The sequence below is a fragment of the Terrabacter sp. Root85 genome, from assembly GCF_001429185.1.
Lineage (GTDB): Bacteria > Actinomycetota > Actinomycetes > Actinomycetales > Dermatophilaceae > Terrabacter.
The window spans coordinates 700,049-712,538 of the sequence record NZ_LMIW01000001.1; the positions used below are offsets into that span (position 1 = coordinate 700,049).

Below are 12,490 nucleotides of genomic sequence, written 5' to 3' on the forward strand. Positions count from 1 at the left end.
GGTCTCGTCGGTCACTCGGCCCGCGAAGTCCTTCCCGCCGGGGCGAAGAGGTGGTGTCCTTGGAGGACAGCCCAGCGCGAGGAGGTGTGCCATGGAGGCACGGGTCGGTGACCGCATCACGATGGCCGCGGAGCACGTCGGTCAGAGCACGCGCGAGGGGACCATCCTGGAGGTGAAGGGTGAGGGCGGCGGCCCGCCCTACGTCGTCGAGTGGTCCGACGGGCACACCGGGATCATCCATCCCGGGCCCGGTTCGGTGCTGCGCTGCGAGCACCCCGCCGACGACGCCGCCGGCTCCTAGAGGTCGAGCGCTCGCACGATCGGCACCCCGGCCCGGTAGGCCAGGTGCAGGTGGCTCGGCGCGTCGATGACGGCCAGCTCGGCGGGCTGCCCCGGGGCGATGCGACGGTCGAGGCCGAGCGAGCGCGCCGAGACGGCCGTCGCGGCGTGCAGCGCCTCGGCGGGCGTCATCCCCATCTCGCGCACCGCGAGGGCGATGGCGAAGGGGATCGACGACGAGTAGCACGTGCCGGGGTTGCAGTCGGAGGCGAGCGCCACGTCCACGCCGGCGTCGATGAGGGCCCGCCCGTCGGGGTAGGGCGAGCGCGTCGAGAACTCGACGCCCGGCAGCAGGGTCGCGACGGTCGTGCCCCGGGCGGCGGCGAGCGCCTCGACGTCGGCGTCGTCGAGGAACGTGCAGTGGTCGACGCTGCGCGCGCCGAGCTCGCAGGCCAGGCGGACGCCCGGGCCGGGGCCGAGCTGGTTGCCGTGGACGCGGAGGGCGAGTCCGGCCGCGCGTCCCGCCTCGAGGATCGTGCGCGCCTCGTCGCCGTCGAAGGCGTGGGCCGAGTGCGGCTCGCAGAAGACGTCGATGCTCTCCGCGAGACTCGTCGGCCCGTCCGCGGTGACCGCGTCGAGCATCGGGCCCGTGACGAGGTCGACGTAGGCTGCCCGGTCCGACGCGTACTCGGGTGGCACGACGTGCGCGCCGAGGAAGGTCGTGTGCGAGGTGACCTCACGGGCGATGCGGAGGCTGCGCAGCTCGTCGTCGAGGGTCAGGCCGTAGCCACTCTTGATCTCGACGGTCGTCGTCCCCTGGGCGCGCATCTCGGCGACCCGGGCCGCGACGAGGGCTCGCAGCTCGTCGTCGCTCGCGGCCCGGGTGGCGGCGACCGAGACGGCGATGCCGCCACCGTCGTAGGGCGTGCCGGTCATGCGCGCCGCGAACTCCGCCGAGCGGTCGCCGGCGAAGACGAGGTGCGTGTGCGAGTCGACGAAGCCGGGGATGACCGCGCGGCCGCCGAGGTCGCGGCGGGTGTCGGCGTCGGGGGCCTCGTCGGCCGGTCCGACCCACTCGACCAGGCCGTCGGCCGAGACGACGAGGGCCGCGTCACGGACGACGCCGAGGAGGGCGTCTCCGCGGTCGGCGTGGCCGTCACCGCGGGCCGGGTCGTTCGTCGTCAGCTCCGCGATGCCCGTGAGGAGCAGGCTCACGCGTGCACCCCTCCGACGACCCCTCCCGCGACGCGGTCGATGGCGCCGACGAGCATCCGGCCGACGTCGCCCATCCGGTGGTGGCCGTCGCTCACGACGACGTCGCCACCGACGACGACGGTCGACACGTCGGACGCGACGCACGCGTAGATGATCTGGTCGTGCGCGGCGCCCGCGGTGTTGACCGTGTCGGTGCGCACCGTGACGAAGTCGGCGAGCGCCCCCTTGCTCAGGTGGCCACCGTCGGACCAGCCGAGGGAGCGGTAGCCGTTGAAGGAGGCCGCGAGGAGCAGGTCGTTGGCCGAGAAGCGGTCGCGCTCGTTCGTGACGAGCCGCTCGTGCATCTCGAGCCCCCGCAGCTCCTCGAACGGGTCGATGACGACGTGCTGGTCGGAGCCCAGCGAGAGCGGGCTCCCGGCGTCGTGGAGCGCCCGTGCCGGGCCGATGCCGTCGGCGAGGTCACGCTCGGTCGTGGGGCAGAAGCACGCGCCCGTGCCGGTGCCGCCGAGCAGGTCGATGTCGCGGTCCTCGAGGTGCGTGGCGTGCACGGCCGTCGAGTGGGCACCGAGGGCGCCGGCCTCGTCGAGCAGCTGGGTCGGACTGGCGCCGTAGAACATCTGACAGGCAAGGTTCTCGCCGTGCTGCTCCGACAGGTGCACGTGCAGCGGCAGGTCGCCGGCCGCCTCGACGACGCGCGGGAGGTCCTCGCGGCGCACTGCACGGACCGAGTGGATCGCCGCACCGAGCCGCACGCGGTCGGTCTCGGGGCGTCGCTCGGACATCCGGGACGCCCAGGCCTCGACGGTGCCGTCGCTGAACCGGCGCTGGCCCGGGTGCAGCTCGACGTGGCCACCGCCGTTGAGGCCGCCCTCGAGGTAGCACGTGTCGAGCAGCGTGAGCCGGATGCCGGCCTCGTCGGCGGCCTGACGCACCGCGAGCCCCATGGCGTTCGGGTCGCGGTAGGGATGTCCGCCCGGGCGGTGGTGGACGTAGTGGAACTCCCCCACGACCGTGATCCCGGCCTGCACCATCTCGGCGAACACGGCCCGCGCGAGCGCGAAGTACGTGTCGGGGTTGAGCTGCTCCGCAGCGGCATACATCTGCTCGCGCCAGCTCCAGAAGTTGCCGCCACCGCCGTTGACCCGGCCCCGGAGGGCGCGGTGGAAGGCGTGGCTGTGCGCGTTGGCCATGCCGGGCAGCGTCACGCCGGCGAGGCGGATGTCGTCGGGCTCGGGGTCAGCGTCGACGAGGACCTCCTTGAAGAGGCCGTCCTGGGTCACGAGGCGGACCCGCCGCGCGAATCCTCCTGTGAGCCAAGCACTCTCGCACCAGAACGCAGTCATCGGGCGTCGCTCATCGACTCGGGGTCCTTCCCTGTGCACAGCTCGGTCACGACGGCTGTCAGGGCCGTGACCCCATGGTGACAGTCATCCGTGCTCGCGAGCTCGGCGGGTGAGTGTGAAACTCCTGTGGGGTTGCGGACGAAGAGCATCGCGCTCGGCACGCCGTGCGTCGCGAGGATGCCCGCGTCGTGCCCGGCGCCCGTCCCGAGCAGGGGCGCGTCGGGGAGGACCCCGCGCAGCCTGCCGACGAGTCCGGTGTCGAAGGTGGTCGTCGGCGTCCACGACTCGGGGGTCGTCGTGGCGCCCAGACGGCCGGCCTCCGACGACACGGCATCGACCGCCGCGTGCACGACGTGCTCGCTGCGGCCGCGGACGTCGAGCCAGGCCGTGACGTGGCTCGGGATCGCGTTGACGCCTCCCGGGACGACGTGGACCTTGCCCACCGTGGCGACGCAGCCGAGCCCGACGGCATACGACCGGGCTGCCTGGATGACCGTGGCGAGGCCGATCATCGCGTCCTGCCGATCGGCGATGCGCGTCGTGCCGGCGTGGTTGGCCTCGCCCGGGATGTCGACCCGCCAGCGGCCGTGCGGCCAGATGTCGGTGCCGATCGCGACGGCCCGGCCGGCGTCGGTGAGGTCCTCGCTGCCGTCGGGGGCGAGCGCGAGCGCCTTGCCCTGCTCGACGTGCAGCTCGACGAAGCGGCCGACGCGTCGCACGGTGTCGTCGTCGCGGCCGAGGGTCTCGGGGTCCCGGCCCGCGCTGCGCCAGGCCTCGGCCATCGACACGCCGTCGGCGTCGGTCAGCGAGCGGGCCCGGTCGGCGTCGAGGGCCCCGGTGATGATGCGGGAGCCCGCACAGGCGATGCCGAAGCGGGCCCCCTCCTCGTCGACGAAGTTGACGACACCGAGCGGCACGTCGGGCTCGAAGCCGGCGTCGCGCAGCGCGTCGACGGTCGCGAGCGCGCTGACGACGCCGAGCGGGCCGTCGAACGCGCCGCCGTCGGGCACCGAGTCGAGGTGCGAGCCGATGACGACGCCGGGCGTCGTGTCGGGGTCGCCCCACCAGCCCCACTGGTTGCCGGCCCGGTCCTCGACGAGGTCGAGGCCGCGGGCCGCGCACTCGGCGGCGAACCACTCCCGCAGGTCGTGGTCGGTCCGGGTCCACGCGTAGCGGCGGTAGCCACCCGAACCGGCGTCGCGACCGACGGGCTCGAGATCAGCCCACATCCGGTCGAAGCTCGTCGTCACCTCGATCACCACTCCTCGCAACGTCGGCGTCTGCGTCCGGCTGTGTAACTAGGCTCTGTCCCATGGATCCTGACCGCGATGACACCGCCGAGCGTAGTGACTCGGGCCCGGAAACGCCGGTCCGCTCGCCGGCGGTCGACGCGGTCCTCGCGGCGGGCATCGAGCACACGGTGACCCGGCACGGGCGCGTCTCGAGCCTCGAGGAGGCGGCCGCCGCTCGGGGCATCGAGCCGCGTGACCTCATCAAGACCCTCGTCGTGCGCCGGGCCGAGGACGACCACGTCTTCGTCCTCGTACCCGGCGACCGCACCTTCTCGTGGGCCAAGGTGCGTGCCCTGCTCGGCACGAACCGCATCTCGATGCCCGACGCCGCGGCCGCGAAGGCCGTCACCGGCTACGAGCGCGGCACCATCACGCCCTTCGGCTCGGCCGCGCGCCTTCCCGTCATCGCCGACACGCACCTCGTCGGGCGCCGCATCTCGCTCGGCGGTGGTGGCCACGGGATCGGCCTCACGGTCAACGGCGACGACGTCATCCGTCTCTTCGACGCGACGGTCGCCGACATCTCCGACGAGGAGGTCCGCAAGGACCGTTGACGCCCCCGCGGTCCCGAGGGCGCAGACTGTGCACATGTCACGCACCCCGCTGCCCACCAAACCGTGCGCTCGATGCGGTCGCACGATCACGTGGCGCAAGGCCTGGGAGCGCGACTGGGCCACGGTGCGCTGGTGCTCCGACAACTGCCGCAAGCACGGCCTGACCCCCGTCGACCTCGAGCTCGAGGACGCCCTCACCAAGCTCGTCAGGGCGCACGCCGCCTCGGCCACGGTCGACCCGTCGGAGGCGGCTCGAAAGGTCGGCGGCGCGGACTGGGAGGCGCTCGTCGAGCCCGCCCGGAACGCCGCCCGACGGCTCGTCGCCGCCGGGCGCGCCCAGATCATCCAGGGTGGCCGGGTCATCGACCCGGACCACGCGAAGGGCCCGATCACGGTGCGCCGCCCCCGCTGAGCGGTCCACACGACCCCACCGGACGGCATACGCCCTCTCAGCCCTCCTGCATCGGGACGCGGACACCGCGCTCGTGCGCGACGCGGTCGGCGATGTCGTAGCCGGCGTCGACGTGGCGGATGACTCCCATGCCGGGGTCGTTCGACAGGACGCGCGCGAGCTTCTGCGCGGCGAGGTCGGTCCCGTCGGCGAGGGAGACCTGGCCGGCGTGGAGGCTCCGGCCGATGCCGACGCCGCCGCCGTGGTGGATCGAGACCCAGCTCGCGCCCGAGCTCGTGTTGACGAGCGCGTTGAGCAGCGGCCAGTCGGCGATGGCGTCGGAGCCGTCGGCCATCGACTCGGTCTCGCGGTAGGGGCTCGCGACGGAGCCGCTGTCGAGGTGGTCGCGCCCGATGACGATGGGCGCCGAGATCTCGCCCGTGCGCACCATCTCGTTGAACTTCAGGCCGGCCTTGTCACGCTCGCCGTAGCCGAGCCAGCAGATGCGGGCAGGCAAGCCCTGAAAGGCGATCCGCTCCTGCGCGCCGCGGATCCACTTGTGCAGGCGGTCGTTGTCGGGGAAGAGCTCGAGCACGGCCTTGTCGGTCGCGGCGATGTCGCGCGGGTCGCCCGAGAGCGCGGCCCAGCGGAACGGGCCCTTGCCCTCGCAGAAGAGCGGGCGGATGTAGGCGGGCACGAAGCCGGGGAACTCGAAGGCGCGGTCGTAGCCGCCCTGGCGGGCCTCGTCGCGGATCGAGTTGCCGTAGTCGAAGACCTCGGCGCCGGCGTCCTGGAACTCGACCATCGCCTTGACGTGCTTGGCCATCGAGGCGCGGGCGCGGTCGGTGAAGTCCTCGGGCTTCTTCTCGGCGTACTCGGCCCAGTCGGCGACGTCGACGCCCTCGGGTAGGTAGCTGAGCGGGTCGTGCGCCGACGTCTGGTCGGTGACGATGTCGATCTCGACACCCCGGCGGAGCAGCTCGGGGAAGACCTCGGCCGCGTTGCCGACGACACCGACCGACCAGCCGCGACGCTCGCGCTTGGCGGCCATCGCCTTCTCGATCGCGTCGTCGAGGTCGGTCGCGACCTCGTCGAGGTAGCGGTGCTCGACGCGCCGGTGCAGGCGGGCCGGATCGACGTCGACGATGAGGCAGGCGCCGTCGTTCATCGTGACGGCGAGCGGCTGCGCGCCGCCCATGCCGCCGCAGCCGCCGGTCAGGGTCAGCGTGCCGGCGAGGGTCCCGTTGAAGCGCTTCTCGGCGACGGCCGCGAAGGTCTCGTAGGTGCCCTGGACGATCCCCTGGGTGCCGATGTAGATCCACGACCCGGCCGTCATCTGGCCGTACATCGTCAGGCCGAGGTGCTCGAGGCGGCGGAACTCGGGCCACGTGGCCCAGTCGCCGACGAGGTTGGAGTTGGCGATGAGGACGCGCGGCGCCCACTCGTGCGTCTGCATGACGCCGACGGGACGACCGCTCTGGACGAGCATCGTCTCGTCCTGCTTGAGCGTGGTCAGCGTGCGGACCATCGCGTCGAAGGACTTCCAGTCGCGGGCCGCGCGACCGGTGCCGCCGTAGACGACGAGGTCGTCGGGGCGCTCGGCCACCTCGGGGTCGAGGTTGTTCATGAGCATCCGCAGGGGGGCCTCGGTGGCCCACGACTGCGCCGTCAGGGTCGTCCCACGCGCCGCGCGGACGGGTCGTGCACCTTCCATGTCACTCTCCTTCGAGGTGGAAAACGTTGGTATGCCGGGTCGCTCAGCGGAGCGGGCCGGTGACGGACTCGGCGGCGGCAAGGACGTCGCCGTCGGTCACCGCCCCGTGGGCGCCCTCGATGTCGGGGGCGAGGAAGCGGTCGGGCCCCGGGGCCGCGTTCGTGCGAGCGGACAGCGCGGCGATGACCGCGCCCGTGGCGGGCGACGGCTCGAGCGGGGACCGCAGCTGGATGCCGCGCGCCGCCGTCAGCACCTCGATGGCGAGGACGCGGCCGAGCGCGTCGACGGAACGGCGCAGCTTGCGGGCACCCGACCAGCCCATCGACACGTGGTCCTCCTGCATGGCCGAGCTCGGGATCGAGTCGACCGACGCGGGGACGGCGAGACGCTTCATCTCCGAGACCATGGCGGCCTGGGTGTACTGCGCGATCATGAGGCCCGAGTCGACGCCGGGGTCGTCGGCGAGGAAGGGCGGCAGCCCGTGGTTGCGGGCCTGGTCGAGGAAGCGGTCGGAGCGGCGCTCGGACATCGACGCGACGTCGGCCGCGACGATGGCGAGGAAGTCGAGGACGTAGGCCACCGGGGCGCCGTGGAAGTTGCCGTTGGACTCGACCCGACCGTCGGGGGTGACGACGGGGTTGTCGACGGCCGAGGCCAGCTCGGCGGCGGCGACGCGGGCGGCGTGCTCGACCGTGTCGCGGGCGCCACCGTGCACTTGCGGCGCGCAGCGGAGGGAGTACGCGTCCTGCACGCGGGTGCACTCCTCGGTGCGGTGCGACTCGCGGATCGGCGAGTCCGCCATGACGGCAAGGATGTTCGCCGCCGAGTCCCCCTGACCCACCTGGGGGCGCAGCGCGTGCAGGTCCCGCGCGAAGACGCTGTCGGAGCCGAGCAGGCCCTCGACGCTCATCGCGGCCGACACGTCGGCGACCTTGAGCAGGTGACGCAGGTCGTGGATGGCCAGCACGAGCATGCCGAGCATGCCGTCGGTGCCGTTGATGAGGGCGAGGCCCTCCTTCTCGGCGAGGACGACGGGCTCGATCCCGTGGTCGCGCAGGGCGGTTGCCGCGTCGGTGAGCGTGCCGTCTGCGAGGCGCACCGGCCCCTCGCCCATCGCGGCGAGCGCGCAGTGCGACAGCGGCGCGAGGTCGCCGGAGCAGCCGAGCGAGCCGTACTCGTGCACGACGGGGGTGATGCCGGCACTCAGCAGGGCGGCATACGTCCGCGCCGTCTCGAGGCGGACGCCGGTCCGGCCCGTCGCGAGGGTCGACAGGCGGAGCAGCATGAGGGCGCGCACGACCTCGCGCTCGACCTCCGGACCGGCGCCGGCGGCGTGCGAGCGCACGAGCGAGCGCTGCAGCTGGGCGCGCAGCGCCGTCGGGATGTGACGGGTCGCGAGCGCGCCGAAGCCGGTCGAGACGCCGTAGTGGGCGACGGTGTCGTTCGCGAGGTCCTCGATGACGGTGCGGCTGCGGGCGATCTCCGCCTCGGCACCGGGGGAGAGCTCGACCCGGGCGTCGTGGCGGGCGACGGCGACGACGTCCTCGAGGGAGAGCGGACCGGTGCCGACCGTGACGGTGCCGGCGCCGGTCACCGAGTGGGCGGCGGTGGCGGGTGCTGCGTTCATGGACCCATCGAACCGCCGAACGGCTGGCGTGTCGGCCCGCGAGGGAGGACAATTGTCTCGGATGCGAGACTTCCTCGATCGCGGACCGGAGGTGGCCCACATGTCCAACGCCCCCGCCGCCGCCAACGCGCTCGACGTCCTCGAGCACCTCTCGCGCCACGCCGAGCCGGTGCCTGCCGCGTCGATCGCCCGCGACCTCGGCCTGCCCCGCAGCTCGGTCTACCACCTGCTCAAGGTGCTGCACAGCCGGGGCTACGTCACCCACTACGTCGAGGAGCGACGCTTCGGTCTCGGCCAGGCGGCGTACGAGCTCGGGTCGGCCTACCAGCGGCAGGCGCCCCTGGCCCGTGTCGCGCGGGCGGCCATGCGCCGGCTCGTCGACCAGTGCGGCCGCAACGCCCACTTCGCCACCCTCGACGGACGCGACGTCATCTACCTCCTCGAGGAACGCGCCCCCGGGCAGCCGATGCTCGTCACCGACGTCGGTGTGCGCCTGCCCGCCCACCTGACGGCCAGCGGGCTCGCCATGCTGTCCGCCCTCCCCGCGACGCAGGTGCGGGCGCTCTACCCCGACCGGGCCTCGTTCGTGCAGCGCAGCGGTGGGGGGCCGCGGTCGCTCGGCGAGCTGCGGAGCGTGCTCACCCGCACGCGCACCGACGGCTACGCCCGCGAGGAGGGCACCGTGACGGCCGACCTGTCGTCGGTCGCCGTGCCGGTGCTCGACCGCGCCGGCCGGCCGCTCGCGGCGATCGCCCTGACGCTGCGGACACCCGACGCGAGCACGGAGCACGTCGCCGAGCTCGTGGGCCGGGCCCGTCTCGCCGCCGAGGACATCGCCCGCCGTCTCAGCCCCAGCCCGACCGGTCGCCGCTGAGCCCCCCACCGGGCACCGGGGTCTCCTAGGGTGCCGACATGGACGTCCACCTCATCGGCGGCGGCTGGGACGACGCCCTCGCCCCCACGCTCTACGGACCCTTCGTCGAGGCCGCCGCGCGTCGCGCCGGCGGCACCCCGCGCATCCTGCTCGTCGTCATGGGCACTGACCCCGAGTCGCTCGAGTACCACGAGAAGTACGTCCACACGCTCGGCCTCGTGGGTGGCCACGACCTCGTCGTGGAGCGGGTGTCCGAGGGCACGCCGCTGGAGCCGGCCGTCCTCGACGGGATCGACGGCCTCTTCGTCGGCGGCGGCCCCACGCCGGAGTACCACGCGTCGCTCGCGGGCAGCTACCACCGGATCCGAGCCCTCGTGTCCGCAGGTGTGCCGTATGCCGGGTTCTCCGCGGGGGCTGCGATCGCGGGCTCCCACGCGGTCGTCGGCGGCTGGCTCCTCGACGGGCGGCCCGTCTGCCCCGAGGACAGCAACGAGGAGCTCGACGACGTCGCCGTGGTCGGGGGCATCGGCCTCGTGCCGGGAGCCGTCGACGTGCACGCCGCCCAGTGGGGCAACGTCTCGCGCCTCGTCGCCGTGGTGGCCGCGGGGCTGGCCCCGAGCGGTGTCGCGATCGACGAGGGGACGCTCCTGCGGTCGGACGGTGCGGTGGCCGGCGCCGGACGCGTGTGGCACGTCACGCCGGACACGACGACGCCCGGCGGGGCGCTCGTGCGGGCTCGGGCCGGAGGTCAATAGGCTCGGCCCCATGCGCGCCATCACGATCCCCGAGCCCGGAGACGCCGACAGCCTCGTCCTCGACGAGGTGCCCGACCCCGAGGTGACGGCCGGCCACGTGCTCATCGACGTCGCCGCCGCGGGCGTCAACCGCGCCGACGTCATGCAGCGCCTCGGTCACTACCCGCCGCCTGCGGGCGCGTCGGAGTATCCCGGCCTCGAGGTGAGCGGCACCATCGCGGCGCTCGGCGAGGGCGTCGAGGACTGGCAGGTCGGCGACGAGGTGTGCGCCCTCATCGACGGCGGTGGCTACGCCGAGCGTGTCGTGGCGCCGGCCGAGCAGCTCCTGCCGGTGCCGCGCGGCGTCTCGCTCGTCGACGCGGCCGGCCTGCCCGAGGTGACGTGCACCGTCTGGTCCAACGTCTTCCTCGTCGCCAACATCCAGCCGGGCCAGGTGCTCCTCGTCCACGGCGGCAGCTCGGGCATCGGCACCATGGCCATCCAGCTCGCCAAGGCGGTCGGCGCGCACGTCGCCGTCACGGCCGGCAGCCAGGCCAAGCTCGACGTGTGCCGCGACCTCGGTGCCGAGTTCCTCGTCAACTACCGCGAGGAGGACTTCGTCGAGCGCGTCCGCGAGCTGACGAAGGGTCACGGTGCCGACGTCATCCTCGACAACATGGGCGCGAAGTACCTCTCCCGCAACGTCGAGGCCCTCGCCATCAGCGGACGCCTCGTCACGATCGGCCTCATGGGCGGCCGCACGGGCGAGCTCGACATGGGCATGCTGCTGGCCAAGCGCGCCGCCGTCATCGCCACCTCGCTGCGGGCCCGCCCCGCGACGGAGAAGGCCGCCATCGTCGCCGCCGTCCGTGAGCACGTCTGGCCCCTCATCGAGGCCGGCGCGGTGCGCCCGGTCGTCAACTCGCGCCACCCCCTCGAGCACGCCGCCGAGGCGCACCGCGAGATGGAGGCCTCGGGCCACATCGGCAAGATCCTGCTCACCACGTGAATCCGGTCGTGTCGGACTCGTCCCCTGACGCGTCCGACGCGACCGGCGTACGGTCGATCGATGGGCCACTTCGGCTCGAAGCGGCCCCCGATCGCAACGGGAGGTTCACGGTGTTCATCCAGGTCATCCAGGGTCGGTGCACTGACGCCGACGCCCTCCACCGGCAGATGGACCGGTGGAGCGAGCAGCTCGAGCCCGGCGCGTCCGGCTGGCTCGGGGGGACGTACGGCATGACGGACGACGGCGAGTTCGTCGGGGTCGTCCGCTTCGACTCGCGGGCCTCGGCCGAGGCCAACTCGGCCCGGCCCGAGCAAGGCGCGTGGTGGGAGGAGACGGCCCGGCTCTTCGACGGCGAGGCCAGCTTCCACGACTGCGACGACGTGACGATGATGCTCGACGGCGGCAGTGACGACGCGGGCTTCGTCCAGGTCATCCAGGGCCGGCTCAGCGACCCGGAGCGCTTCCGCCACATGATGGAGGGGCCGATGGACATGCTCCACGAGGCCCGGCCCGACATCATCGGCGGCACCATCGCGATCGCCGCCGACGGGTTCTTCACCCAGACGATGGCCTTCCGCACCGAGGACGCGGCGCGCGAGGGCGAGCTGAAGAGCCCGCCGCCCGAGGCCCAGGCCGAGATGGACCAGATGATGGCGTTGATGAGCGACGTCAGCTACCACGACCTCCACCACCCGTGGTTCGCCACAGCCGGCGCGCACTGACGCCCGGCACCTGAGCACGCCAAGGGGCCCGTGCGACCTGACGGGGGACGCACGGGCCCCGCCCCTCTGCCTCTCCGGGTGAGGCAGGATGGAGCGCATGAGCGACGACGCGAGCCGACAGGGCCAGGGCACCGACACCGACTCCCAGCGCGACGAGCCGCGCATCGTCGTCGTCACGCCCGACGGCATGGGGGTGGCGCACGCCCAGGACGAGGACCGCCCCGACGGCCAGGGCGCCCACCCTGAGGGCCGCGAGGAGCGACGCGAGCGCGAGCGCACCAACCCGGCCGACCTCGTCGAGGAGCCGGCCAAGGTCATGCGCATCGGGTCGATGATCAAGCAGCTGCTCGAGGAGGTGCGCAACGCGCCCCTCGACGAGGCCGGGCGCCGTCGACTCGCCGACGTGCACCACCGCTCCATCGAGGAGCTCAAGGACGGTCTCGCGCCCGAGCTCGTCGCCGAGCTCGACCGGATCGCCCTGCCCTTCCGCGACGACTCACCGACCGACGCCGAGCTGCGGATCGCCCAGGCCCAGCTCGTCGGCTGGCTCGAGGGACTCTTCCACGGCATCCAGACCGCGCTCGTCGCGCAGCAGATGGCGGCCCAGCAGCAGCTCCAGCAGATGCGCGCCCTGCCGCCCGGCCCGGGGACCACCTACGGCACGCCCCCCGGCGTGCAGCCCGGCGAGCACCACCCGGGCGAGCCCGGCCCCACCGGCCAGTACCTCTGAGCCGAG

13 protein-coding genes are annotated in these 12,490 nt (G+C 73.3%); 8 read left to right on the forward strand and 5 right to left on the reverse strand.

Annotation, left to right across the window (positions count from 1 at the left end):
• Positions 1-91 precede the first annotated feature (91 nt).
• Positions 92-301 (forward strand): DUF1918 domain-containing protein, encoded by a 210-nt coding sequence (locus ASE25_RS03335; RefSeq protein ID WP_056772237.1) that lies wholly within the window; start codon positions 92-94, stop codon positions 299-301.
• Here the strand turns inward: ASE25_RS03335 and hutI are convergent.
• Genes hutI through ASE25_RS03350 form a run of 3 tightly spaced genes read right to left on the reverse strand, consistent with a single transcriptional unit; the run spans position 298 to position 4,096 of the window.
• Positions 298-1,494, reverse strand: coding sequence for an imidazolonepropionase (gene hutI, locus ASE25_RS03340; protein WP_056822693.1), 1,197 nt, complete (start codon positions 1,492-1,494; stop codon positions 298-300). The two genes, ASE25_RS03335 and hutI, sit on opposite strands and share 4 nt — an antisense overlap.
• The gene (locus ASE25_RS03345; RefSeq protein ID WP_056822696.1) at positions 1,491-2,837 is read right to left on the reverse strand and encodes a formimidoylglutamate deiminase; all 1,347 of its coding nucleotides are present in this window, start codon (positions 2,835-2,837) and stop codon (positions 1,491-1,493) included. The genes hutI and ASE25_RS03345 overlap by 4 nt, the downstream gene beginning before the upstream one ends.
• Positions 2,834-4,096, reverse strand: a complete 1,263-nt coding sequence (locus tag ASE25_RS03350; RefSeq protein WP_082622721.1) for an allantoate amidohydrolase — start codon at positions 4,094-4,096, stop codon at positions 2,834-2,836. Before ASE25_RS03350 ends, ASE25_RS03345 begins: the two co-directional genes overlap by 4 nt.
• 53 nt (positions 4,097-4,149) lie before the next feature.
• On the opposite strand from ASE25_RS03350, the gene ASE25_RS03355 reads away from it, so the two are divergent.
• Both ASE25_RS03355 and ASE25_RS03360 read left to right on the forward strand, forming a co-directional pair.
• Positions 4,150-4,683, forward strand: coding sequence for an aminoacyl-tRNA deacylase (locus tag ASE25_RS03355; protein ID WP_056822698.1), 534 nt, complete (start codon positions 4,150-4,152; stop codon positions 4,681-4,683).
• Positions 4,684-4,717: 34 nt separating this feature from the next.
• Complete coding sequence (locus ASE25_RS03360; protein ID WP_056822699.1) at positions 4,718-5,095, forward strand: DUF2256 and DUF3253 domain-containing protein; 378 nt, start codon at positions 4,718-4,720, stop codon at positions 5,093-5,095.
• A gap of 37 nt (positions 5,096-5,132) precedes the next feature.
• Here the strand turns inward: ASE25_RS03360 and hutU are convergent, their stop codons facing one another.
• Together hutU and hutH are read right to left on the reverse strand one after the other, a co-directional pair.
• Positions 5,133-6,788 carry a urocanate hydratase gene (gene hutU, locus ASE25_RS03365; protein ID WP_056772246.1) on the reverse strand — a complete coding sequence of 552 codons (1,656 nt, stop codon included), beginning with the start codon at positions 6,786-6,788 and terminating at the stop codon, positions 5,133-5,135.
• 43 nt (positions 6,789-6,831) lie between these two features.
• Positions 6,832-8,415 (reverse strand): histidine ammonia-lyase, encoded by a 1,584-nt coding sequence (hutH, locus tag ASE25_RS03370; protein WP_056822701.1) that lies wholly within the window; start codon positions 8,413-8,415, stop codon positions 6,832-6,834.
• A gap of 100 nt (positions 8,416-8,515) precedes the next feature.
• On the opposite strand from hutH, the gene ASE25_RS03375 reads away from it, so the two are divergent.
• The 5 genes from ASE25_RS03375 to ASE25_RS03395 all read left to right on the forward strand — a co-directional run bounded on the left by ASE25_RS03375 (position 8,516) and on the right by ASE25_RS03395 (position 12,484).
• Positions 8,516-9,289, forward strand: coding sequence for an IclR family transcriptional regulator (locus ASE25_RS03375; RefSeq protein ID WP_056823824.1), 774 nt, complete (start codon positions 8,516-8,518; stop codon positions 9,287-9,289).
• Between the two features lie 38 nt (positions 9,290-9,327).
• Positions 9,328-10,044: a Type 1 glutamine amidotransferase-like domain-containing protein gene (locus tag ASE25_RS03380; RefSeq protein ID WP_056822704.1), complete on the forward strand. Its 717-nt coding sequence runs from the start codon at positions 9,328-9,330 to the stop codon at positions 10,042-10,044.
• 10 nt (positions 10,045-10,054) lie between these two features.
• Entirely contained in the window at positions 10,055-11,032 is a 978-nt protein-coding gene (locus ASE25_RS03385) for an NAD(P)H-quinone oxidoreductase (protein ID WP_056772253.1), read from the forward strand.
• 110 nt (positions 11,033-11,142) lie between these two features.
• Positions 11,143-11,754, forward strand: a complete 612-nt coding sequence (locus ASE25_RS03390; RefSeq protein WP_056822707.1) for a hypothetical protein — start codon at positions 11,143-11,145, stop codon at positions 11,752-11,754.
• Between the two features lie 97 nt (positions 11,755-11,851).
• Complete coding sequence (locus tag ASE25_RS03395; protein ID WP_056772256.1) at positions 11,852-12,484, forward strand: proteasome activator; 633 nt, start codon at positions 11,852-11,854, stop codon at positions 12,482-12,484.
• Positions 12,485-12,490 lie beyond the last annotated feature (6 nt).